General features: G+C 68.7%; 23 protein-coding genes. 20 read left to right on the top strand and 3 right to left on the bottom strand.

Features of this window, described 5'->3' with window-relative positions; translation table 11 throughout:
- The first annotated feature begins 93 nt into the window (after positions 1 to 93).
- The 14 genes from asd (at position 94) to VA613_RS10500 (ending at position 14,783) form a co-directional block, all read left to right on the top strand.
- Positions 94 to 1,206, top strand: a complete 1,113-nt coding sequence (asd, locus tag VA613_RS10565) for an aspartate-semialdehyde dehydrogenase (RefSeq protein WP_324778976.1) — start codon at positions 94 to 96, stop codon at positions 1,204 to 1,206.
- A gap of 131 nt (positions 1,207 to 1,337) precedes the next feature.
- Entirely contained in the window at positions 1,338 to 3,770 is a 2,433-nt protein-coding gene (locus VA613_RS10560) for a FimV/HubP family polar landmark protein (protein ID WP_324778975.1), read from the top strand.
- A gap of 100 nt (positions 3,771 to 3,870) precedes the next feature.
- Positions 3,871 to 4,383 (top strand): hypothetical protein, encoded by a 513-nt coding sequence (locus tag VA613_RS10555; protein ID WP_324778974.1) that lies wholly within the window; start codon positions 3,871 to 3,873, stop codon positions 4,381 to 4,383.
- Positions 4,380 to 5,162, top strand: coding sequence for a tRNA pseudouridine(38-40) synthase TruA (gene truA, locus VA613_RS10550; protein WP_324781239.1), 783 nt, complete (start codon positions 4,380 to 4,382; stop codon positions 5,160 to 5,162). Before VA613_RS10555 ends, truA begins: the two co-directional genes overlap by 4 nt.
- Positions 5,159 to 5,776, top strand: coding sequence for a phosphoribosylanthranilate isomerase (locus VA613_RS10545; RefSeq protein WP_324778973.1), 618 nt, complete (start codon positions 5,159 to 5,161; stop codon positions 5,774 to 5,776). Before truA ends, VA613_RS10545 begins: the two co-directional genes overlap by 4 nt.
- Positions 5,773 to 6,972: a tryptophan synthase subunit beta gene (gene trpB, locus VA613_RS10540; RefSeq protein ID WP_324778972.1), complete on the top strand. Its 1,200-nt coding sequence runs from the start codon at positions 5,773 to 5,775 to the stop codon at positions 6,970 to 6,972. Before VA613_RS10545 ends, trpB begins: the two co-directional genes overlap by 4 nt.
- Positions 6,973 to 7,003: 31 nt before the next feature.
- Entirely contained in the window at positions 7,004 to 7,810 is an 807-nt protein-coding gene (gene trpA, locus VA613_RS10535) for a tryptophan synthase subunit alpha (protein WP_324778971.1), read from the top strand.
- 79 nt (positions 7,811 to 7,889) lie between these two features.
- Complete coding sequence (accD, locus tag VA613_RS10530; RefSeq protein WP_324778970.1) at positions 7,890 to 8,756, top strand: acetyl-CoA carboxylase, carboxyltransferase subunit beta; 867 nt, start codon at positions 7,890 to 7,892, stop codon at positions 8,754 to 8,756.
- A gap of 76 nt (positions 8,757 to 8,832) precedes the next feature.
- Positions 8,833 to 10,107: a bifunctional tetrahydrofolate synthase/dihydrofolate synthase gene (folC, locus tag VA613_RS10525; protein ID WP_324778969.1), complete on the top strand. Its 1,275-nt coding sequence runs from the start codon at positions 8,833 to 8,835 to the stop codon at positions 10,105 to 10,107.
- Positions 10,088 to 10,774 (top strand): SPOR domain-containing protein, encoded by a 687-nt coding sequence (locus VA613_RS10520; protein WP_324778968.1) that lies wholly within the window; start codon positions 10,088 to 10,090, stop codon positions 10,772 to 10,774. Before folC ends, VA613_RS10520 begins: the two co-directional genes overlap by 20 nt.
- Positions 10,771 to 11,262, top strand: coding sequence for a CvpA family protein (locus tag VA613_RS10515; protein ID WP_324778967.1), 492 nt, complete (start codon positions 10,771 to 10,773; stop codon positions 11,260 to 11,262). Before VA613_RS10520 ends, VA613_RS10515 begins: the two co-directional genes overlap by 4 nt.
- 21 nt (positions 11,263 to 11,283) lie before the next feature.
- Positions 11,284 to 12,804 carry an amidophosphoribosyltransferase gene (gene purF, locus VA613_RS10510; protein ID WP_324778966.1) on the top strand — a complete coding sequence of 507 codons (1,521 nt, stop codon included), beginning with the start codon at positions 11,284 to 11,286 and terminating at the stop codon, positions 12,802 to 12,804.
- 141 nt (positions 12,805 to 12,945) lie between these two features.
- On the top strand, positions 12,946 to 14,118 hold the full coding sequence (locus VA613_RS10505; RefSeq protein ID WP_324778965.1) for an O-succinylhomoserine sulfhydrylase: 1,173 nt from the start codon (positions 12,946 to 12,948) through the stop codon (positions 14,116 to 14,118).
- Positions 14,115 to 14,783, top strand: coding sequence for a hypothetical protein (locus VA613_RS10500; protein WP_324778964.1), 669 nt, complete (start codon positions 14,115 to 14,117; stop codon positions 14,781 to 14,783). The genes VA613_RS10505 and VA613_RS10500 overlap by 4 nt, the downstream gene beginning before the upstream one ends.
- On the opposite strand, the gene VA613_RS10495 is transcribed toward VA613_RS10500, so the two are convergent.
- Genes VA613_RS10495 through VA613_RS10485 form a run of 3 tightly spaced genes read right to left on the bottom strand, consistent with a single transcriptional unit; the run spans position 14,778 to position 16,606 of the window.
- Positions 14,778 to 15,527: a UDP-2,3-diacylglucosamine diphosphatase gene (locus VA613_RS10495; RefSeq protein WP_324778963.1), complete on the bottom strand. Its 750-nt coding sequence runs from the start codon at positions 15,525 to 15,527 to the stop codon at positions 14,778 to 14,780. The genes VA613_RS10500 and VA613_RS10495 overlap by 6 nt on opposite strands.
- 4 nt (positions 15,528 to 15,531) lie before the next feature.
- Positions 15,532 to 16,023, bottom strand: a complete 492-nt coding sequence (locus VA613_RS10490) for a peptidylprolyl isomerase (RefSeq protein ID WP_324778962.1) — start codon at positions 16,021 to 16,023, stop codon at positions 15,532 to 15,534.
- Positions 16,024 to 16,072: 49 nt separating this feature from the next.
- Positions 16,073 to 16,606, bottom strand: a complete 534-nt coding sequence (locus VA613_RS10485) for a tetratricopeptide repeat protein (RefSeq protein ID WP_324778961.1) — start codon at positions 16,604 to 16,606, stop codon at positions 16,073 to 16,075.
- A gap of 115 nt (positions 16,607 to 16,721) precedes the next feature.
- Here VA613_RS10485 and cysS point away from each other — a divergent pair, with 115 nt between their 5' ends.
- From cysS to VA613_RS10455, 6 genes are all read left to right on the top strand, one after another.
- On the top strand, positions 16,722 to 18,089 hold the full coding sequence (gene cysS, locus VA613_RS10480; protein ID WP_324778960.1) for a cysteine--tRNA ligase: 1,368 nt from the start codon (positions 16,722 to 16,724) through the stop codon (positions 18,087 to 18,089).
- 15 nt (positions 18,090 to 18,104) lie between these two features.
- The gene (locus VA613_RS10475; protein ID WP_324778959.1) at positions 18,105 to 18,560 is read left to right on the top strand and encodes a DUF72 domain-containing protein; all 456 of its coding nucleotides are present in this window, start codon (positions 18,105 to 18,107) and stop codon (positions 18,558 to 18,560) included.
- Between the two features lie 135 nt (positions 18,561 to 18,695).
- Entirely contained in the window at positions 18,696 to 19,508 is an 813-nt protein-coding gene (locus VA613_RS10470) for an ABC transporter ATP-binding protein (protein ID WP_324778958.1), read from the top strand.
- The gene (gene mlaE, locus VA613_RS10465; protein WP_324778957.1) at positions 19,501 to 20,289 is read left to right on the top strand and encodes a lipid asymmetry maintenance ABC transporter permease subunit MlaE; all 789 of its coding nucleotides are present in this window, start codon (positions 19,501 to 19,503) and stop codon (positions 20,287 to 20,289) included. Before VA613_RS10470 ends, mlaE begins: the two co-directional genes overlap by 8 nt.
- 3 nt (positions 20,290 to 20,292) lie before the next feature.
- Positions 20,293 to 20,760: an outer membrane lipid asymmetry maintenance protein MlaD gene (mlaD, locus tag VA613_RS10460; RefSeq protein WP_324778956.1), complete on the top strand. Its 468-nt coding sequence runs from the start codon at positions 20,293 to 20,295 to the stop codon at positions 20,758 to 20,760.
- A complete protein-coding gene (locus tag VA613_RS10455; RefSeq protein WP_324778955.1) occupies positions 20,757 to 22,118 on the top strand; it encodes a TolC family protein in 1,362 nt (453 codons plus the stop codon). The genes mlaD and VA613_RS10455 overlap by 4 nt, the downstream gene beginning before the upstream one ends.
- Positions 22,119 to 22,173: the final 55 nt, after the last annotated feature.

The raw sequence follows: 22,173 nt of genomic DNA, 5'->3' as shown, positions 1-22,173 counted from the left end.
TGCCCGCGCAATACTCGGATAACGCGGCCCGAAGGCCGCTCGTTCCCTCGCCCCTAAATCCTGGCCCCTAGCCCCTCACAAAGGAGAAACGAAATGATGAAAGTAGGCTTGATCGGCTGGCGCGGCATGGTGGGTTCCGTGCTGATGGGGCGCATGAAGGAAGAGCGCGATTTCGACCACATCGACCCGGTGTTCTTCACGACGTCGAACGTCGGCGGCAAGGGGCCGGACATCGGCCGCGACGTGCCGCCGCTGAAGGATGCCAACAGCATCGACGAACTGAAGGCCTGCGACACCCTCATCAGTTGCCAGGGCGGCGATTACACGAAGGAGGTCTATCCCAAGCTGCGCGCCGCCGGCTGGAACGGCTACTGGATCGACGCCGCCTCGGCGCTCAGGATGAAGGACGAGGCGATCATCATCCTCGATCCGGTCAACAAGAAGGTGATCCAGGACGGCATCGCCGGCGGTGTCAAGACCTATGTCGGCGGCAACTGCACGGTGTCGCTGATGCTGATGGCGATGGGCGGGCTGTTCGACGCGGGCCTGGTCGAGTGGGTATCGCCGATGACCTACCAGGCGGCCTCCGGCGCCGGCGCGCGCAACATGCGCGAACTGATCCAGCAGATGGGCGCGGTGCATGGCGAGGTGAAGACGCTGCTCGAGGATCCGGCGTCCGCCATCCTCGAGATCGACAGGAAAGTGGCCGATTTCATCCGTTCCGACCGTTATCCGACCGAGGCCTGGCCGGTGCCGCTGGCCGGCAACCTGATCCCGTGGATCGACGTTGCGCTCGAATCCGGGCAGTCGAAGGAAGAGTGGAAGGCGCAGGTCGAGGCGAACAAGATTATGGGCAGGACCGGCAGTCCGATTCCGATCGACGGCCTCTGCGTGCGCGTCGGCGCGATGCGCTGCCACTCGCAGGCGCTCACCATCAAACTGACCCGGGACGTGCCGCTCGAGGACATCCACAGCCTGATCGCCGCGCACAACCAGTGGGTCAAGGTGGTGCCGAACGACCGCGAGATCTCCATGCGCGAGCTCACGCCGGCGGCCGTGACGGGCACGCTGACCGTGCCGATCGGCCGCATGCGCAAGCTCAACATGGGTCCCCAGTATCTCACCGCATTCACCGTCGGCGACCAACTGCTGTGGGGTGCCGCCGAACCCCTGCGCCGCATGCTGCGCATCCTGCTCGAAGCCTGAACCGCGGGCGCGTCGGCCGGGCTGCGTGGTCTGGTGCGATTGTTGCACTAAAGATTGCGCCTGCCGAGCCGTCAATAGTGGCGTCAAGGATTCAACAGCCCCGCCGCGCGGGGGGATTAGGGAGATACGGGATGAAATTGAAGCGCTTCACCACCCACCTGGTGGCTGCCGGCTTGATCGCCATGCCGCTGATGGGGCACGCCGCCGGGCTGGGCAAGCTGTCGGTCAGTTCGGCGCTGGGGCAGCCGCTGACGGCGGAAATCGAGGTGTTCGCCGCCGACAAGGCCGAGCTCGACAGCCTGTCGGCCAGCCTGGCATCGGGCCAGGCGTTCCGCGATGCGCATGTCGAATTCGCTCCCGTGCTCTCCACCCTGCGTTTTTCGGTCGAGAAAAAGCCGAGCGGCAAGGCCGTTCTGAAGGTCACCTCGAGCGGTCCGGTCAACGATCCCTTCATCGACATGCTGGTCGAACTGAACTGGGGCGCCGGTCGGCTGGTGCGAGAATACACGGTGCTGCTCGATCCGCCGGGCATGGCCGCCAAGCAGACCGTGGCGCCCGCGCCCGCTGTCGCCGCCCCGGCGATCGGCGCGAAACCAGCGGCACAGCCGAGCCCGGCTGCGCCGGCAGCGGCCGCGCCCAAAGCCGCTGCGGCCGCGCCGGCCGCCAAGCCTGCGCCGAGCGGCGCCGCCCCCGACCACATCACCGTCAAGCGCGGCGATACGCTGGCCGCCATCGCCCACCGCGTCCGTCCGGAAGGGGTGAGCCTGGAGCAGACCCTGGTGGGGCTGTACCGTGACAATACCCAGTCGTTCGACGGCAACATGAACCGCCTCAAGGCCGGCAAGACCCTGGCCGTGCCGTCGTCCGAGAAACTGGCGGCCATTCCGCAGACCGACGCGGTGCACGAACTCCGGCTGCAAGCGGAAGACTGGCGCGCCTACCGGCAGCGCCTCGCGGCTGCGGTGAGCGCCGCCCCCGCAGCCAAGGCCGCGCCCGGCCAGGCTGCGAGCGGCAAGATCACGCCCAAGGTGGAAGACCACGCGAAGCCGGCGCCCGAGGCGCAGAAGGATGTGCTGAAGCTGTCGAAGGGTGCGCCGGCTGCTGCCGGTGGCGCGGGGACCGACGCCGCGCGCGCGCTCCAGGAGAAGCTGCGCGCCCAGGAAGAAGACGCGACCGCGCGCGAGAAAGCGCTGCAGGAATCGCAGCAGCGCGTCGCGGCCCTGGAAAAGCAGGTCCAGGACATGCAGAAGCTGGTCGCGATGAAGGAAAAGGCTCAGGCCGAACCTGCCGCCGCCGCGCCCCCGGCGCCGCCCAAGCCGGCCGCCGCTGCACCTGCGCCCAAGCCGGCTCCGGCACCGACGGTTGCCAAGCCAGTGCCGGCGCCGGCGACCCCGGGGGTGAGCGCGCCGCCGGCCGCCCCGGAGCCGTCCACGAACTGGTACGACCCCTTGCTCGCCGACCCGCTCTATTGGGGCGGCGGCGTCGCTGCGCTGGGCCTGGGCGGCGTGCTCTGGTGGATGATGGCCGGCGGTCGCCGCCGCAAGCCCGCGAACACCGGACTCGACGACAGCATCATGACCGGCGGCGACGTGCGCCCGAACACGGTCATCGGCGCGGCATCGGGGGGGGCCGTGAATACCGGCGACACGTCCTTCCTGACCGACTTCAGCCAGGCGGGGCTGGGCACCATCGACACCCACGACGTCGACCCGATCGCCGAAGCCGAGGTCTACATGGCCTACGGCCGCGACGCCCAGGCCGAGGAGATCCTCAAGGAAGCGATCGGCAAGAATCCGGACCGGCACGAGATTCGCGTCAAGCTGCTGGAAATCTATGCGGCGCGCCGCAACACGAGCGCGTTCGAGTCGGTTGCAGGGGAACTCTATGCCGCCCTCGGCACGAAGGAGAGCCCGCTGTGGGACAAGGCCTGCGAGATGGGCCGCAGCATCGATCCGACCAACCCGCTGTACGGCGGCGTCCAGGCCGGCGCGTCGCCGGCTGCGACCGTGGCCGCGACGGCGGCAGTGGCTGGCGGTGCGGTGGCCTTTGCGAGCGAACCCGCTGCGGCGGAGCCGGTTGTCGAGGCTGCGCCGGTGGCGGAAGCCGAGCCCGCAGCCGAGCCGGAGCCGGTGGCCGACACGGCGCCGCTCGAGTTCGAGTCCGCCGGGCATGGCCTCAATTTCGACGCCGCGGCCGAGCCGGAGAAGGCCCCCGAGGCGCCTGCCGCAGGCTATGTGGAAATGGATACGCAGGGCCTGAACTTCGACCTGCCCGACCTCGACCTGCCTCCGGTGGAGGACGACACCCTGAAGCTCGACCTTGGGCTGGAAGACGACAACGGCCCGGACAGCAAGTTCGACTTCAGCGGGCTGGATCTCGACCTCGGCGAGTCCGGCGACAGCGAACTCGAACTCGACGAAGTGGGCACCAAGCTCGATCTCGCCCGCGCCTACGTGGAAATGGGCGACAAGGAAGGCGCGCGCGAGATTCTCAACGAGGTGCTCGCGGAGGGCAGCCAGAAGCAGAAATCCGATGCCCAGGGGATGTTGAGCGCGCTTGGCTGACTGTCCACACCCGGCTGCCCGCATCCTCGTGTGGTGCGGGTGGGCAGTGGCGGTTGAGCGCGCTGTCCCGTCGCAGCTTCCTTTCCTGGCCGCCGCATTCGTGGCGGCCTTTCTGTTTGCGCCCGTTCGCCAGGAAACCTGGCGGCTGCTGCGGCGCACCCGCTGGCTGATGGCGGTGCTGCTCCTCACCTACGCCTACACGCTGCCCGGCACGCCGCTGTGGCCGCCGCTGGAGTGGGCGAGCCCGACGATCGAAGGCCTCGCCCAGGGCGGGCTTCGCGTGGCGCGCCTGGCGCTGATGCTCGCCGGGCTGGCGGTGCTGCTCGCCACCACCGCGCGCGCGCGGCTGATCTACGGCCTCTACGGGCTGGCGCGGCCGCTCGCGTGGATCGGCTTCGACCGCCGTGCCTTCGCGGTCCGTCTGGGCCTGACGCTGGACTACGTCGAGCATGCGCCCAAGCCCGCCCGCTGGCTGGACGCGCTGCGCGCGCCGCTGCCGGAGGCGGCGATGCCGGCGACCTACACGCTCGCGACCGAACGCTGGCGAGCCTGCGACAGCGCCGTCATACTGGCGGCCTTGATCGGAGTGTGGGCCGTGCTGGCATGGGTATGAGAATCGCGGTGGGGCTGGAATATTGCGGCGCGGGCTTCTGCGGCTGGCAATCGCAGCCCCAGGGCTGCGGCGTGCAGGATGCGCTGGAAGCGGCGGTGGCGGCGATCGCCGGCGACCGGACGGTCGTCACCGCGGCCGGACGCACCGACACCGGCGTGCACGCAGCCTTCCAGGTGGCGCATTTCGACGTGTCGGTGGAACGCCCGCTCAGCGCCTGGGTGCGCGGCGTCAACAGCCACCTGCCGGCCGGCGTGGCGGTGCTGTGGGCGCGCGAGGTCGGCGAGGATTTCCACGCGCGCTTCGCGGCCACGCAGCGGGGCTACCGCTATGTGCTGCTGAACCATCCCGTGCGTCCGGCGCTCAACCACGGGCTGGTCGGCTGGCATCACCGCCCGCTGGACGCCGACGCGATGAACCGCGCGGCGCTGCACCTGATCGGCCGGCACGACTTTTCCGCCTTCCGCGCCGCCGAATGCCAGGCGAAATCGCCGGTCAAGGAATTGCGCCGCGCCCACGTCGAGCGGCGCGGCGATTATCTGCTGTGCGACTTCCAGGCCGACGGCTTCCTGCATCACATGGTGCGCAACCTGATGGGCAGCCTGATCCAGGTCGGCGCCGGGGTGCGGCCACCGGAATGGATGGCCGAACTGCGGGCGAGCCGCGACCGCACCCGTGCGGCGCCGACCTTCGACGCGGCAGGGCTTTATCTCACGCACATCCGGTATCCTGCGCACTTTGCCCTGCCGGAAGGCTCCGACCGGTGGCCCTTCGCAACATGAGCGTGCGCGTAAAGATCTGCGGCATCACCCGCACCGAGGACCTGCATGCCGCCTGCGCGGCGGGCGCGGACGCGCTCGGCTTCGTGTTCTACGACAAGAGTCCGCGCCACGTGTCGGCCGCGGCCGCGGCCGCGCTGCTGCGCGAGATGCCGCCCTTCGTGCAATCGGTCGGCCTGTTCGTCGATGCCGACCCGGCCTTCGTCGAAGCGGTGCTGCAGGTCGCGCCGCTCGACCTGCTGCAGTTCCATGGCGACGAGACGCCGGCAGACTGTGCGCGCCACGGCCGGCCTTACCTCAAGGCGATCCGGGTCAATCCGGACACGGATTTGCTAAAATGCGCGGCTGACTTCGAGGCCGCGCGCGGCCTGCTGCTCGATGCCTTCGTCCCCGGCGTGCCGGGCGGTACCGGCGAGCGTTTCGACTGGAGCCTGATCCCGCGCGAACTGCCGCTGCCGGTCATCCTCTCGGGCGGGCTCGACCCCGGCAACGTTGCCGAGGCGGTGCGCACGGTGCGGCCGTGGGCGGTCGACGTATCGTCCGGCGTGGAGGCCTCGAAGGGCATCAAGGACGCGCTGAAGGTAGCGCAATTCATTGCACGAGCGAAAGCATCATGAAGCTGACTGATCTTCCCGATTCCCGCGGCCACTTCGGTCCCTACGGCGGCATCTTCGTCGCCGAAACCCTGATGGCGGCCCTGGAAGAGCTGCGCGTCGAATACGACCGTGCGCGCAACGATCCCGCCTTCATCGCCGAGTTCGAATACGAGCTCAAGCACTACGTCGGCCGGCCCAGCCCCGTCTACCATGCCAAGCGCCTGTCCGAAGCCTATGGCGGCGCGCAGATCTTCCTCAAGCGCGAGGACCTCAACCACACCGGCGCGCACAAGATCAACAACACCATCGGCCAGGCGCTGCTCGCCCGCCGCATGGGCAAGAAGCGTGTCATCGCCGAGACCGGCGCCGGCCAGCACGGCGTCGCCTCGGCGACCGTTGCCGCGCGCTACGGCATGGAATGCGTCGTCTACATGGGCGCCGAGGACGTCGCGCGTCAGGCGCCCAACGTGTTCCGCATGAAGCTCCTCGGCGCCACGGTGGTGCCGGTCTCGTCGGGCTCGAAGACGCTGAAGGATGCGCTGAACGAGGCGATGCGCGACTGGGTCACGAACGTCGAATCGACCTTCTACATCCTCGGCACGGCCGCCGGACCGCACCCGTACCCGATGCTGGTGCGCGACTTCCAGTGCGTGATCGGCCGCGAGGCCATCGTCCAGATGCCCGAGCTGACCGGCCGCCAGCCCGACGCGGTCGTCGCCTGCGTCGGTGGCGGCTCCAACGCCATCGGCATCTTCCACCCCTACATCCCGTACGAGAACGTGCGCCTGATCGGCGTCGAGGCGGGCGGCTCGGGGGTGGCAAGCGGCAAGCACGCGGCGCCGCTGAATGCCGGCACGCCGGGCGTGCTGCACGGCTTTCGCAGCTACCTGATGCAGGACGAGAACGGCCAGATCATCGAGACCCACTCGATCTCGGCCGGCCTCGACTACCCCGGCGTCGGGCCCGAGCACAGCTACCTCAAGGACGCCGGCCGCGCCGAGTACGTCGCGATCAACGACGACGAGGCGCTCGCGGCCTTCCAGGACCTGTGCCGGTACGAGGGCATCATCCCCGCGCTCGAATCGAGCCATGCCGTCGCGCAGGCGAAGAAGCTCGCGCCGACCATGCAGAAGGACCAGGCGATCCTGGTCAACCTCTCGGGGCGGGGCGACAAGGACATCAACACCGTGGCCAAGCTCCTGGGGATCGCGCTGTAAGCGGGTCCGCCACGATTCCAGAGACCTCATCATGAGCCGTATCGGCCAGACCTTCACCGCCCTCAAGGCGCAGAACAAGAAAGCCCTGATCCCCTTCATCACCGCGGGCGACCCCGGCAAGGGCCTCACCGTGCCGCTGATGCACGCGCTGGTCGAATCCGGTGCCGACATCATCGAGCTCGGCGTGCCGTTCTCCGACCCGATGGCCGACGGGCCGGTGATCCAGCGCGCATCCGAGCGCGCACTCGCCAACAAGGTCGGCTTGAAGGACGTGCTGGCGATGGTGGCGGAATTCCGCAAATCCAACACGACCACGCCCGTGGTGCTGATGGGCTACGCCAACCCGGTCGAGCACATGGGCTACGAAGCCTTCGCGCAGGCGGCGAGCGCGGCTGGCGTCGACGGCGTGCTGACCGTCGACATCCCGCCCGAGGAGTCCGCGGGCGTGGCCGACGTGTTCAAGGCGCATGGTCTCGACCCGATCTTCCTGCTGTCGCCGACCACGCCCGAATCGCGCATCGAGCAGGTGGCGGCCGTCGCCGGCGGCTTCATCTACTACGTCTCGCTGAAGGGCGTGACCGGATCGGCCAACCTCGACACCGACGAGGTCGCGCGCAGGATCGCGATGGTGCGCGCGCATTGCAGCCTGCCGGTGGGCGTCGGCTTCGGCATCCGCGACGCTGCGACCGCCGAGGCGGTGGCGCGCCTCGCCGATGCCGTCGTGGTCGGCAGCCGCATCGTCGGCGAGATCGAAAGTGCGCCCGAAGGCGAATGCGCCAACCGGGTCAGGCATCTGCTGGCCGACCTGCGCCGCGGCGTCGATGCGGCAAGCAAGTGAATGAACGTCGGGGGTGCGTTCCACCCTCTCCCTGCCCTTTCCCGTCGCGGGAGAGGCGGACAGAGCTAGGACAATTTCTATGAGCTGGTTCCAGAAAATCCTGCCGCCGAAGATCAAGCGGCGTGCCCAGGCCTCGAAGACGGTGCCCGAGGGGTTGTGGTCGAAGTGCCCGGCCTGCAACGAGGTGCTGTATCGCGCCGATCTCGAGAGCAACCTCGAGGTGTGCCCCAAGTGCGGCCACCATCATCGCATCGGCGCACGTCGCCGCCTGTCGATGCTGCTCGATGCGGAAGGCCAGCACGAGATCGGCGCCCACATCACCCCGCTCGACCCGTTGAAGTTCAAGGACAGCAAGAAATATCCGGAGCGCCTCAAGGAAGCGCAGGCGGGCACCTCGGAGACCGACGCCCTGGTCGTGATCGGCGGCACCGTCAAGGCGGTGCCGGTGGTCGCGGCGGCGTTCGAGTTCAAATTCATGGGCGGTTCGATGGGCTCGGTCGTCGGCGAACGCTTCGCCCTTGGCGTCGAGGCCGCGATCGAATCGAATTCCGCCTTCGTGTGCTTCTCCGCCAGCGGCGGCGCGCGCATGCAGGAAGGTCTCTTCTCGCTGATGCAGATGGCCAAGACCTCCGCTGCGCTGACCCAGCTCTCGCGTCATCGGCTGCCGTTCGTGTCGGTGCTGACCGATCCCACCATGGGCGGCGTCTCGGCGAGCTTCGCCATGCTCGGCGACCTCATCGTCGCCGAGCCCAACGCGCTGATCGGCTTCGCCGGCCCGCGCGTGATCGAGCAGACGGTGCGCGAGACGCTGCCGGAAGGCTTCCAGCGCGCCGAGTTCCTGCAGGAGAAGGGCGCCATCGACCGCATCATCGATCGCCGCCGGATGCGCGACGAACTCGCCGCCACGCTGGCGATGATGATGGGGCGCCCTGCGCTGGCCGCCTGACCCCGTTGTCCGGAAACGCGATCGGAACACGAAGGGCAGCGGGGCAACCGGCTGCCCTTCGCGCTTGAGGAAAAACGTGGCCGATACCCCATCCGCTCTGGACGCCTGGCTGGCGCGTCTGGAGCAGCTGCACCCGAGCACGATCGAGCTGGGCCTCGACCGCGTGCGCCGGGTCAAGGATGCGCTCGGGCTCGCGCCCGCCTTTCCGCTGATCGTCGTCGGCGGCACCAACGGCAAGGGGTCGACCTGCGCCTATCTCGAAGCGGTGCTCGGCGCGGCCGGTTACCGGACCGGGCTCTACACGTCGCCGCACTTGCTGCGCTACAACGAGCGCGTGCGGATTGCGGGGCGCGAGGCGGACGACGCCGACCTGGTCGCCGCATTCGAACGGATCGACGTGGCACGCGGCGACACGTCGCTGACGTATTTCGAGTTCGGTACGCTGGGCGCCATGCTGCAGTTCATCGATGCTGGCGTCGACGTCGCGATCCTCGAGGTCGGACTCGGCGGCCGCCTTGACGCGGTGAACGTCTTCGACGCCGACGCCGCGATCGTGACCAGCGTCGACCTCGACCACATCGAATACCTCGGCGATACCCGCGAGCAAATCGGTTTCGAGAAGGCCGGCATCTACCGCGCGGGACGGCCTGCCATCTGCGCCGATCCGGTGCCGCCGGCAAGCCTGCTGGAACAGGCCGGGCGGATCGGCGCCGGCCTGCGCTGCTACGGGCGCGAGTTCGCCGCCCGCCGCGAGGGCGGACGCTGGCGCTACGAGGGTGTCGACGCGACCTGGCCGGCGTTGCCGCTGCCGGCCATGCCCGGGCCCTTCCAGCTGCGCAACGCGGCGGCCGCGCTGGCCGCGCTCGAGGCGCTGGCCGCGCGCCTGCCGGTCGGCGAGGCGGCGATTCGCGCGGGGCTGGCGGAGGCGCGCGTCGCCGGCCGCTTTCAGCGCGTCGCGTGCGCACCGGAGGTGATCCTCGACGTGGCGCACAATCCGGAGGCCGCGCGCGCGCTCGCCGCCGCCTTGCGCGAACAGCCGGCCAAGGGGCGCACGCTCGCCGTCGTCGGCATGCTGGCCGACAAGGACGCCGCAGGCGTGGTGGCAGCCCTGCGCGACGCGATCGACGCCTGGTGGGCGTGCACGCCGGATTCGCCACGCGCGCGGGACGCCGCCACGCTCGCCGCGATCGTGCGCGACGCGACCGGCGCGGCCGAAGTGAGCGTGCAGCCGGATGTGTGGCGGGCGCTCGCGGAGGCGCGGGGCGCCGCGCGCGAAGATGATAGAATTCTCGTCTTCGGTTCGTTCTACACCGTTGCCGCCGTGCTCGATCATGCCGCCACCCAGCAGTGAAAATGACCTCAAACGCCTCGCCAGGCGCCGCCTGATCGGGGCAGTCGCGCTGACCCTGGTGGCGGTGATCCTGCTGCCGCTGATGCTGGAAGACGAGCCGCCCCCGACGAGCACGCTGGCGGTCCGCATGACCGCCGCGCCTGCAGCGCCCGGGCCGTCTGCAGAGGCGGCAGCGCAGCCGCCCCGCGTCGACGCCGCTGCCGCGCCGACGCCCGCGGTGCGCCCCGAACCCGTCGCGCCGGTGCCCAGACCCCTGCCGACGCACGACACGGCCAAGGCCGGTGAGGACGCGGCGAAGTCCGCTCGCGAAATCGCCAAGTCCGCGCGCGAGAGCGCCAAACCCGCCCGCGAGACCGCCAAGCCGGCCAGCCACGAACCCGCCGGGTCCGACGCAGCCAAGCCCGTACCGAAGCCTGCCGAGCCGGCTGCCCGCGAGGCGGCGGCGCACGCTGGCGCGTTCGTCGTGCAGCTGGCGGCGCTTTCCGACGGCGCCAAGGCGCGCGAACTCAAGGCACGCGCCGCGCTCGCCGGTGTGCCTGTCTATACGGACACCGTCGGCAGCCTCACGCGCGTGCGCGTCGGACCCTATGCGACGCGCGAGGCGGCGGTCGCCGCCGCCGGCCGGCTCGCCGAGAACGGCCTGGCCGGCCAGGTGGTCGCGCGATGAGCGCGCTCGATCTCATCGTCTTGCTGGTGCTGGTGCTGGCGGTCGTGCGCGGCCTGATGCGCGGCATGGTCGACACGCTGTTCTCGCTGGCGGCATGGTTCCTCGCATTCGTGCTGGGCAAGTGGGGCGCGGTCGTCGCGGCACCGCTGCTGCCGGTGGGAATCGAGAGCCCGGGCATCCGCTATTTCGCGGCCTTCGCGGTGATCTTTCTGGTCGTCCTGATCGCGGTCCTGCTGCTCGGGCATCTCTTCGCCTCGCTGGTGAAGGCGGCGGGACTGGGTGGCGCCGACACGGTGCTGGGCGGGGTGCTCGGGCTGGCCAAGGGGCTGGTGATCCTGGTCGGCCTGACCCTGGCCGCCGGCCTGACGTCCTTGCCGCGGACGGACTTCTGGAAGCACGCCCGCGTGTCGGGCAGCCTGCAGGCGATGGCCCAGCGTGCCTTGCCGCTGGTGCCGGCCGACGTCGCGAAATACATTCGCTTTGAGTAATTTTATGGATGGGTGCACAGCATGTGCGGGGTAATCGGAGTCGTCGCCAATACGGCGGTCAACCAGCTGCTCTATGACGGGCTGATGGTGCTGCAGCATCGCGGCCAGGATGCGGCCGGCATCGTGACCGCGGAGGGAAACCGCTTTCACATGCACAAGGGGCAGGGGCTTGCGCGGGACGTCTTCCGCACGCGCGACATGCGCAACCTGCTCGGCGACATGGGCGTGGCGCACGTGCGCTATCCGACCGCGGGCAGCGCGTCGTCGTCCGCCGAGTCGCAGCCGTTCTACGTCAATTCGCCCTACGGCATCGTGCTGGGCCACAACGGCAACCTCACCAATACGCAGGAGCTGAAGGAGTCGCTGTTCCGCACCGACCTGCGCCACGTCAACACGAACTCCGACTCCGAGGTGCTGCTGAACGTGCTCGCGCACGAACTGCAGGTGCGCGCCGAAGGACGCCAGCTGAGCCTGGACACGATCTTCGGCGCGGTCGCGGGCGTGCACGCGCGCTGCAGGGGCGCCTATGCGGTGGTGGCCTTCATCGCCGGCTACGGTCTCCTGGCGTTCCGCGATCCGCACGGCATCCGCCCGCTGGTGATCGGCGTCAACGAGCAGGTGACGCCGCACGAATACATCATCGCCTCGGAGAGCGTGGCAATCGATACGCTGGGGTTCCGGCTGCTGCGCGACGTCGCACCGGGCGAGGCCGTGTTCATCGATTACCAGCGCACGCTGCACAGCCGCGTCTGCAGCGACCATGCGGTGCTCAACCCGTGCATCTTCGAATATGTCTACCTGGCGCGCCCGGATTCGGTGATGGACGGCGTCTCGGTCTACAGCACGCGGCTGGCGATGGGCGTGTCGCTGGCGGAGAAGATCGAGCGCGAATTCGCGCATCTGAGGATCGACGTGGTGATCCCGATCCCCGACACCAGCCGCCCGTCCGCGCTGCAGCTGGCGAACCGCCTCGACGTGCCGTACCGCGAGGGCTTCATCAAGAACCGCTACATCGGCCGCACCTTCATCATGCCCGGCCAGGCGCTGCGCAAGAAGTCGGTGCGGCAGAAGCTCAACGCCATCGGCGAGGAGTTCAAGGGCCGCAACGTGCTGCTGGTCGACGACTCCATCGTGCGCGGCACGACCAGCCGCGAGATCGTGCAGATGGCGCGCGACGCCGGCGCCGCCCAGGTGTATTTCGCCTCGGCCTCGCCGCCGGTGCGCTTCTCCAACGTCTACGGCATCGACATGCCGACGCGCAACGAGCTGATCGCCAACGGCCGCAGCGACGAGGAGATCGCGCGCGAAATCGGCTGCGACGCGCTGATCTACCAGGACCTCGACGCCATGGTGGCGGCGGTGCGTGCGGGCAATCCGGCCATCCTCGACTTCGATACCTCGTGCTTCGACGGCCGCTACATCACCGGCGACGTCACGCCGGAGTATCTCGCCTACGTCGAGGCGGTGCGCAATGGCGAGACGCCGCCGCCGTCGGCGCTGTCGACCCAGCAGCTCGACCTCAACCTGGCGACGGGGGCTTGACCCGCGCCCGTTGCCCGGCTTAGAGTGACACCAGCGCCGATTTGAACCACAGCTTGCGGGCGCTTGATAAATGCGGCTAAAGCGTCCAGGGGAACCCCGAACCGCGAAAGCCGTTCGGGGTTTTTGCTTTTGGAGACCGGGATGAACGACGAATACGACATCGAAACGCTGGCGGTGCGCGCCGGCACCGTGCGCAGCCAGTTCAACGAACACTCGGAGGCGATGTTCCTCACTTCCAGCTTCGTCTTCGGCAGCGCGGCCGAGGCGGCGGCGCGCTTCAAGGGCGAACAGGCGGGCCCGATCTACGCCCGCTTCACCAACCCGACGGTGCAGATGATGGAGGCGCGGCTGGCCGCGCTCGAAGGCGCCGAGCGCTGCGTGGCGTTCGCGTCGGGCATGGCGGCGATCCTGGCCACCGTGATGGGCCTGATGAAGGCGGGCGAGCACGTCGTCGCGTCGCGCTCGATCTTCGGCTCGACCGTGCAGCTCTTTTCCAACATCCTCGGCCGCTTCGGCATCGAGACGACCTACGTGTCGCCGACCGACCCGGCCGAGTGGCGTGCGGCGGTCAGGCCGAACACGAAGCTCTTCTTCGTCGAGTCGCCGTCCAATCCGCTGACCGAAGTCAGCGACATTCGCGCCCTCGCCGCCATCGCGCACGAGGCGGGTGCGTGGCTCGCGGTCGACAACTGCTTCTGTTCGCCGGCGCTGCAGAAGCCGCTCGAACTCGGTGCCGACATCGTGATCCATTCGGCGACCAAGTATCTCGACGGGCAGGGCAGGGTGCTGGGCGGGGCGGTGCTCGGCAGCCAGGCGCTGATGGAGGGGGTCTACACCTTCCTGCGCACCGCCGGGCCGACGCTCTCCGCGTTCAACGCCTGGGTGATCCTGAAGGGGATGGAAACGCTGTCGCTGCGCATGGACGCGCATTCGCGGAACGCGCTGGCGCTGGCGCAATGGCTGGAAGCGCAGCCGCAGGTCGCGCGCGTGCTCTACCCCGGGCTGCCCTCGCATCCGCAGCACGACCTGGCGATGGCGCAGCAGAAGACCGGCGGCGGCATCGTCGCATTCGAGCTGAGGGGGGGCCAGCCGGCGGCGTGGAAGCTGATCGATGCGACGAAGCTGCTGTCGATCACGGCCAACCTCGGCGATACCAAGACCACCATCACGCATCCGGCGACGACCACGCACAGCCGCATGACGCCCGAGCAGCGTGCGGCCGCGGGCATCGGGGACGGCCTGGTGCGCATCGCGGTGGGCCTGGAAGCGGTCGCGGACATCGAGGCCGATCTGGCGCGGGGGCTGGCGAATTGAGGCCGCTCTGGGCGCACTTCCTGCAGGGGGTCGCATGGCTGGCTGCCGCGGGCGGGGCGCAGGCCGCCGACATGATCGTGCTGCAATACGTCGACCAGGATCCGGGCGGCCCGCCCTATCCGACGCGCATCCTGGTGACGCCGGATTTCCTGCGCATGGACAGCGGGGAGGACGCCGGCGACTTCACGCTGCTGGACCGGCGCCGGCACGTCGCGATCAACGTCATGCACGAAAGCCGGCTGGCGATGGTGTTCGCGCCCGGCCTGTTGCCGCCGAAGCCTGCCGACTGGGATGCGCGGATCGACGCCGGCGAGCCGGTGCGCGGCGGCCGCCGCTACACGCTCACGCTCAAGGGGCTCGTCTGCAGCGAAGGCATCGCGGCCCGGTACGCCATGGACGCGGCTCGCGCGATGGGCGAGTTGAAGGCGGTGCTCGCGGCGACGCAGTACCGGGTATGGAAGGCGACGCCGCCCGACCTGCAGCATGACTGCGATCTGGCGAACCACGTGTGGGAGTCGGGGACGACGCTCCGCCTCGGCCTGCCGCTGGAAGAACGCGACTTCACCGGACGTACGCGCCGGCTCGAGCACGAAGGCCGCGAGCCGCTCGATCCCGCGCTGTTCCGCGTCCCGGAAGGAATGGCGCAGATCGACGCGCCGTCATAAATCGTCGACCCTGAGCGCGCAGCCGCCCGCATCGCAGACGACGTAGCCCCAGCGGGCATACCAGTCCGGCACGACCCAGCGCTCGCAGGCGCGGTCGTCGATCGGGTGCACGTGCTGTCCGGGGCGATGGGTATGGCCGTGGATCAGGCGGCCGACCCGTTGTTCGCGCAGCACCCGTTCGACTTCCGCCGGGTTCACGTCCATGATCGCGGCGGCCTTCTGCGCCTTGGCGGCTTCGCTGCCGGCGCGCGCCTGGCGCGCCAGGCGCCGGCGGAGCCAGCGGGGCAGGCGGCGCAGCAGCGCGCGCGTCAGCGGGTGGCGCACCCTGCGGCGGAAATCCTGGTAGGCGAGGTCGTCGGTGCAAAGCGTGTCGCCGTGCATCAGCAGCGTCGGCACGCCGTACAGGTCGACGCGGGTCGGATCGGCGAGCAGCGTCATGCCCGCGCGCGCGGCGTAGCGCTCGGCGAGCATGAAGTCGCGGTTGCCGTGCATGAAGTAGACCGGGGTGCCGGCCTCGACCCGTGCCCGGAGCCGGCGTGCCGTCTCGGCGGCCACCTGCTCGTCGTGGTCGTCGCCGATCCAGGCTTCGAACAGGTCGCCGAGGATGTAGAGCGCGTCCGCGCCCGCCGCCTCCTCCTCGAGAAAGCGAAAAAAACGCCCGGTCGCAGCCGGGCGTTCGTCGGTCAGGTGCAGGTCGGCAACGAAGAAGGTGCGACCTGCGCCTGCTTGGGCAGCCGCGCTCACCGCGTCAGACGATCTCGGCCTTGGTGATCACGATGTCCTCGAGCGGCACATCCTGATGGCCGGCGCGGTTGCCGGTCTTGACCTTCCTGATCGCGTCGACCACGTCCATGCCCTCGACCACCTTGCCGAACACGGCATAGCCGTAGCCCTGCGGCGTCGGTGCGGTGAAATTGAGGAAGCTGTTGTTGGCGACGTTGATGAAGAACTGCGCAGTCGCCGAATTGGGGTTGGGGGTGCGTGCCATCGCGATGGTGTAGGCCTCGTTCTTGAGGCCGTTGGATGCCTCGTTCTCGACGGGCGCGCGGGTCGCCTTCTGCGTCATGCCAGGCTCCATGCCGCCGCCCTGGATCATGAAGCCGTCGATCACGCGGTGGAAGATCGTGCCGTCGTAGAAGCCGTCGCGCACGTACTGCAGGAAGTTTTCCACCGTCTTCGGCGCTTTCTCGGCGTCGAGTTCGAGGGTGATGGTGCCGTGATTCGTATGCAGCTTGACCATGGAGTGTCCTAGGAAGGTTGACGGGGAGGGTGGCCGGCGGAGCGCGGCCTCATTTCTTCGGCGCGGACTTGATGGCCTGGCCGCCGAGCAGGTTCCGGATCAGCTTGAGCTTGGCCGGCGCCGTGGTGTTCTTGGCGTCGAGGGTCTGCACCTTGTCGTATTCGATCGCCGCCATCTTGGCATAGATGTCGCCGAGGTTCTCGTGTGCCGTGGCGTAGTCCGGATGCGTGCGGATCGCCATCTCGAGCGCGTTGCGGGCCGCTTCGTATTTCCCTTGCGCGGCGTACAGCACCGCCAGGTTGTTGTAGGGTTCGGGCAGTTCCGGGTAGTCGCCGGTCAGGGCGCTGAGCACCTCGATCGCATCGTTGGTCTTGCCGAGGTCGGCGAGGATCAGGCCCTTCAGGAAGCGCGCCTGAGCATCCTTCGGGTTCTTGGCCAGGTAGCGGTTGGCGTGATCGAGCGCGGCGGCGAGTTCGCCCTTGCGGAACTGCAGGTTGATGTCCTGGATCTCGTCGCCCAGCGCGGGAACGCTGACGAGCACGACGCTGACGACGGCGGCGGCAAGGAAACGTGACAGGGCCATGTGATATGCTCGGATCATCTAGGGAAGCCGGCATTCTAACAACATCGACCCGCCTGAGACAGTCGGTGCGCCGCTTCAGTCCGCGCCAGATATTTGCCCCCGATCCGCTCGCATCATGCTGCACATCACCAACTCGCTCACGCGCACCAAGGAAGAATTCGTCCCGCTCACGCCCGGCGTCGTCCGCATGTACGTCTGCGGCATGACCGTGTACGACCTCTGTCACCTGGGCCATGCGCGCGTATTCGTGGTGTTCGACATGGTCGCGCGCTGGCTGCGCGCCAGCGGCTACCGGGTCGACTACGTGCGCAACATCACCGACATCGACGACAAGATCATCAGGCGGGCGCACGAGAACGGCGAGACGCCGGCCGCGCTGACGGAGCGCTTTATCGCCGCGATGCACGAGGACGAACGCGCGCTCGGCGTGCTGCCGCCCGACCACGAGCCGCGCGCCACCCGCTACGTCGCGCAGATGCTCGCCATGATCGGGCAGCTGATCGCCAACGGCCTGGCCTACCCGGCGCCCAACGGCGACGTCTACTACAGCGTGCGCGGCTTTCCGCAATACGGCCGCCTGTCGGGCAAGAGCCTCGACGAACTGCGTGCCGGCGAGCGCGTCGAGGTCGATCCGAACAAGCGCGACCCGATGGATTTCGTGCTGTGGAAGGCCGCCAAGCCGGGCGAGCCGGCGTGGGAGTCGCCGTGGGGGCCGGGCCGCCCCGGCTGGCACATCGAGTGCTCGGCGATGAGCGCCGAGCTGCTCGGACGGCATTTCGACATCCATGGCGGCGGCCAGGACCTGCAGTTCCCGCATCACGAGAACGAGATCGCCCAGTCCGAGGGCGCGCACGGCTGCACCTTCGTCAACTACTGGCTGCACAACGGCTTCGTGCGGGTCGACAACGAGAAGATGTCGAAGTCGCTCGGCAACTTCTTCACCATCCGCGAGGTGCTCGAGAAATACGACCCGGAGGTCGTGCGCTTCTTCATCCTGCGCGCGCACTACCGCAGCCCGCTGAATTATTCGGACGCCCATCTCGACGACGCCAAGGTCGCGCTGACCCGGCTCTACACGGCGCTGAAGGGCGTCCCCGCCACCGGCGCCGCGCCCGACTGGGATCAGCCTGCGGCGCAGCGCTTCCGCGCCGCGATGGACGACGACTTCAACACGCCCGAGGCACTGGCCGTGCTGTTCGAGCTCGCGGGCGAGGCCAACCGCGGCGATGCCGGCGCGGCGCCGGCGCTGCGCAGCCTTGGGGGCGTGCTCGGCCTGCTGCAGCGCGACGCCGCCGAGTTCCTGCAGGGAGGAAGCGCCGCTGGTGGCTTGTCCGAAGCCGAGATCGAAGCCCTGATCGCGGCCCGCCAGGCGGCGCGCAAGGCGAAGGACTTCGCCGAGTCGGACCGCATCCGCGACGCCCTGACCGCCGCCGGGATCGTGCTCGAAGACGGTCCCGGCGGAACCACCTGGCGTCGTGCCTGAGGGGCGGGGTCCGCGATGAGTTATCCGGCGCTGGTGCGGGTCGGTGCCGTCGGCTGGGCGCATCCGGAATGGCGCGGGCGCTTCTATCCCGAGGACTTGCCCGACGACTGGATGTTGTCCTATTACAACACGCAGTTCCAGGCCGTCTACCTGCCCGCGGCGGTCTGGCAGGCCGCGTCCGCGGCGACCTGGGCGCGGTGGCTCGACGACACGCTGGACGGATTCTGCTTTCTGCTGGAACCCGGCGGCGGCGAGCATGCCCAACCGGTGTCGGAGCGCGTCCTGCTGGCCACGCCGGCCTGGGCGGCCGAACACGTGTGGTGGCTGGACGTGCGCCCCGACCTGCGCGCGCTGGCCGCCCGCATCACGCAGCAGGCGGCGACCGGCGCGCCGCTCTTCGTGCTCAGCAGCAGCGGCGACCTCGGACGCATGGACGAGGCGAAGACGCTGGCGCAGGTGATGGGCTACTGAATGGGGCGCCGGCTGCCCGGCAGGCCGCGCCCGCGCTTGCATGCGCCGAGGCGCATGCATAGACTACTCGGTCTACCGGCGGGGCCGGGGGCGGGCGGCCATCATGGCGGCTCGGAAACAATAAAGGCTGGCTACTTGCAGAACGACAATCTGGTCGAAATCCGGGACGCGGTGTTCGGCTACGGCGCCCGGCCGGTCCTGAAGGGCATCAACCTGACCGCGAAGCGGGGGCAGGTCGTCGCCATCATGGGGAGCAGCGGGTGCGGCAAGACCACGCTGCTGCGCCTCATCGGCGGCCAGGTGAGGGCGCGCGAAGGCACGGTGCGCGTGGCGGGCGAGACGCTCGGCGAACTCGATCGCGCCGGCCTGTACCGCCTGCGCCGCAGGATGGGGATGCTGTTCCAGTTCGGCGCGCTGTTCACCGACATGTCGGTGTTCGACAATGTCGCGTTCCAGCTACGCGAGCACACCGACCTGCCGGAAGACGCGATCCGCGACCTCGTGCTGATGAAGCTGCACGCGGTCGGGCTGCGCGGCGCCGCGCGGCTGATGCCGGCCGAACTCTCCGGCGGGATGGCGCGCCGCGTGGCGCTTGCCCGCGCGATCGCGCTCGATCCCATGTTGGTGATGTACGACGAGCCGTTCGCCGGCCTCGACCCCATCTCGCTGGGCGTGACCGGCAACCTGATCCGGCGCCTGACCGACACGCTGGGGCTGACTTCGCTGGTGGTCACCCACGACGTGCAGGAATCGCTGAAGATCGTCGATTATGTGTATTTCGTCTCGGAGGGCGTGATCGTGGCCGAGGGCAGCGCGGACGAGATCCGCGCCTCCGGACTGCCGTACGTGCACCAGTTCGTGCACGGCGAATCCGACGGGCCGGTGCCGTTCCATTATCCTGCGCCGCCCTACGTCGAGGATCTTCAGCTGGGAGCGCTGCATGCTTAGGCAGGCGATTGAAAATCTGGGGCATCGCACGATCCAGGGTGTCTGGCGCATCGGCTTCGCCGCGCGCTTCTTCCTGGCGACGCTGCTGCATTCGGGCACGGCGTTCCGCCGCTTCGGGCTCACGGTGCGCGAGATCTACTTCACCGGCGTGCTCTCGCTCATCATCATCGTGGTGTCGGGGCTGTTCGTCGGCATGGTGCTCGGCCTGCAGGGCTACGAGACGCTGCAGCGCTACGGCTCGGAATCGGCGCTGGGCACGCTGGTGGCGCTGTCGCTGGTGCGCGAGCTGGGGCCGGTGCTGGCGGGCCTCCTGTTCGCCAGCCGGGCCGGATCCGCGATCACCGCGGAAATCGGCCTGATGAAGGCGACCGAGCAGTTGTCGGCGATGGAGATGATGGCCGTCGACCCGATCGCCCGCGTGGTCGCCCCGCGCTTCTGGGCAGGGGTGATCTCGATGCCGCTGCTGGCCGCGCTGTTCTCGGCGCTCGGCATCTTCGGCGGCTACCTCGTCGGGGTGCAGCTGATCGGCGTCGACGAGGGCACGTTCTGGTCGCAGATGCAGAGCTCGGTCGATTTCGACCAGGACATCCTCAACGGCGTCATCAAGAGCGTGGTGTTCGCCGTCGCGGTCACCACCATCGCGCTGTTCGAAGGGTATGATGCGCCCCCGACCGCCGAAGGCGTGTCCGGCGCCACCACGCGGACCGTGGTGACGTCCAGCCTGGTCGTGCTGGCGCTGGATTTCGTGTTGACCGCATTCATGTTCCGGGGACTGAACTGACAAATGAACAAGACCATACTGGATTTGTGGGTAGGCCTCTTCGTCGTCGCGGGCATCGTCGCGCTGCTGTTCCTGGCGCTCAAGGTCGGCAGCATGAGCACCGTAAACGCAACCGACAGCTACGAGGTGGTGGCGCGCTTCGAGAACATCGGCGGCTTGAAGCCGCGCGCGCCGGTGAAAAGCGCCGGGGTGGTCGTCGGACGCGTGGCCGACATCCGCTTCGACAACAAGGACTATCAGGCCGCGGTCACGCTCCGGCTGGACAAGCGTTATGCTTTCCCCAAGGACACCTCCGCGGCCATCATGACCTCCGGGCTGCTGGGCGAGCAGTATGTCGCCCTGGAGCCGGGAGGGGATGGCACGATGCTGAAGGACCATGACCGCATCACGATCACGCAGGATGCCGTGGTGCTGGAAAACCTGATCGGCCAATTCTTGTACGGCAAGGCTCAAGAAGGAGCACCCAAATGACTCTCAACGCACTGACCCGCACTCTTTTGGCCGCCGGCATGCTGCTGACGGCCCTGCCCGGCCGCGCCGACACCGTCAACCTGCAGCAGGCCGTCGAGATGAGCCTCGCCGCCGATCCGCGCATCAAGGAGCGCGAGCAGGTCGTCGAAGCCGCACGCGCCATGGTGAAGGAAGTGCAGGGCAACGCCGGCTGGCGGCTCAGCGCCAACGCCTTCATCGGCCTGGCACCGAAGGTGGAGGGCGGCTTCTACCAGAACGGCGCCTATTCCGGCGTCACGCCCCGCAGCGACGGCGACACGCTCCACGGCGTGTCCGACTGGACCCATCTCGACTTCGCGCTGGTCAAGCCGCTCTTCACCTTCGGCAAGATCGAGCACTATGGCGATGCCGCGCAAGGCAACGTCGACGTCAAGCAGGGCGAGGTCAGGCAGGCGCGCACCGCTACCGTATACGACACCAAGCGCGCCTATTACGGCTATCTCACGGCGCGTGACACCCGCGTTTTCCTGGAGGACATGCAGACACGCCTGAACGACGCCATCGGCTCGGTCGAGCGCAATCTCAAGGCGGAAAGCGGCGAGTCCAGGCAGTCCGACCTGTATGCGCTGCAGACCGCCCGCGGGCTCCTCGCCAAGTACGTGAACCAGGCGCGTGCAATCGAGAAGATCAGCCTCGACGGCCTCAAGGTTCTGACCGGCGTCGGCCTCAAGGGCGAGCTGAGCGTCGCCGACGAGCATATCGCCCCGCTGCCCTTCCCGCAGGTCGACCTGGACGAGCTCCAGGCGAAGGCGCTGCAGGAGCGCCCCGAAATGCAGGAGCTCGAGGCCGGCCTGCGCGCACGCCGCGCGCTGGTGGCCGCCAAGAAGGCCGACCGCATGCCCGACGTATACGCCGGCGTGGTCGGGCAGCTCAACTATGCCTCGCAGCGCGACCGCCTCGACAACCCCTACGTCTACGACCCCTTCAACAACGCCGGCCTCACCCCGGTGGTCGGCGTGAAGTGGGATACCGTGTTCGGCGCCAGCCAGGCGCGCGTCGATCAGGCCCAGGCCGAACTGGAGGCGCTCAACCACAAGAAGGCGTTCGCGGTGGCGGGGATTCCCTTCGAAGTCGGCGAGGCCTATGCCAACGCGCAGGCCAACTACAACGCCCAGCGCGAACTGGGCGACGGCGCGACGGCGGCACGTCGCTGGATGGTCGCGTCGCTGGCCGACTTCTCGGCGGGTCTGCAAAGTGCCGACAAGGTCGCCGAGGCGATCAAGAACTACGTTCTCGTGCAGACCGAATACCTGCGGACGATGAACGACTACAACATGAACGTCGCGCAGCTGGCGCGGCTGACGGGTCAACTCAAATAGGAAACCGGTGGCTGCCCGCTGGCCGCGGGCCCCGCACCTCCCTTCTTTCAGACAG

The sequence above is a fragment of the Thiobacillus sp. SCUT-2 genome (assembly GCF_035621355.1).
Taxonomy (GTDB): Bacteria; Pseudomonadota; Gammaproteobacteria; order Burkholderiales; family Thiobacillaceae; genus Thiobacillus; species Thiobacillus sedimenti.
Note: the sequence above shows the minus strand (reverse complement) of the source record. Positions and strands in the feature narration are given on the sequence as shown.

Coding starts and splice junctions, on each gene's coding strand:
- asd (WP_324778976.1), top strand. CDS start 94: ATGATGAAAGTAGGCTTGATCGGCTGGCGCGGCATGGTGGGTTCCGTG.
- VA613_RS10560 (WP_324778975.1), top strand. CDS start 1,338: ATGAAATTGAAGCGCTTCACCACCCACCTGGTGGCTGCCGGCTTGATC.
- truA (WP_324781239.1), top strand. CDS start 4,380: ATGAGAATCGCGGTGGGGCTGGAATATTGCGGCGCGGGCTTCTGCGGC.
- VA613_RS10545 (WP_324778973.1), top strand. CDS start 5,159: ATGAGCGTGCGCGTAAAGATCTGCGGCATCACCCGCACCGAGGACCTG.
- trpB (WP_324778972.1), top strand. CDS start 5,773: ATGAAGCTGACTGATCTTCCCGATTCCCGCGGCCACTTCGGTCCCTAC.
- trpA (WP_324778971.1), top strand. CDS start 7,004: ATGAGCCGTATCGGCCAGACCTTCACCGCCCTCAAGGCGCAGAACAAG.
- accD (WP_324778970.1), top strand. CDS start 7,890: ATGAGCTGGTTCCAGAAAATCCTGCCGCCGAAGATCAAGCGGCGTGCC.
- VA613_RS10520 (WP_324778968.1), top strand. CDS start 10,088: ATGCCGCCACCCAGCAGTGAAAATGACCTCAAACGCCTCGCCAGGCGC.
- VA613_RS10515 (WP_324778967.1), top strand. CDS start 10,771: ATGAGCGCGCTCGATCTCATCGTCTTGCTGGTGCTGGTGCTGGCGGTC.
- purF (WP_324778966.1), top strand. CDS start 11,284: ATGTGCGGGGTAATCGGAGTCGTCGCCAATACGGCGGTCAACCAGCTG.
- VA613_RS10505 (WP_324778965.1), top strand. CDS start 12,946: ATGAACGACGAATACGACATCGAAACGCTGGCGGTGCGCGCCGGCACC.
- VA613_RS10490 (WP_324778962.1), bottom strand. CDS start 16,023: ATGGTCAAGCTGCATACGAATCACGGCACCATCACCCTCGAACTCGAC.
- VA613_RS10485 (WP_324778961.1), bottom strand. CDS start 16,606: ATGGCCCTGTCACGTTTCCTTGCCGCCGCCGTCGTCAGCGTCGTGCTC.
- cysS (WP_324778960.1), top strand. CDS start 16,722: ATGCTGCACATCACCAACTCGCTCACGCGCACCAAGGAAGAATTCGTC.
- VA613_RS10475 (WP_324778959.1), top strand. CDS start 18,105: ATGAGTTATCCGGCGCTGGTGCGGGTCGGTGCCGTCGGCTGGGCGCAT.
- mlaE (WP_324778957.1), top strand. CDS start 19,501: ATGCTTAGGCAGGCGATTGAAAATCTGGGGCATCGCACGATCCAGGGT.
- mlaD (WP_324778956.1), top strand. CDS start 20,293: ATGAACAAGACCATACTGGATTTGTGGGTAGGCCTCTTCGTCGTCGCG.
- VA613_RS10455 (WP_324778955.1), top strand. CDS start 20,757: ATGACTCTCAACGCACTGACCCGCACTCTTTTGGCCGCCGGCATGCTG.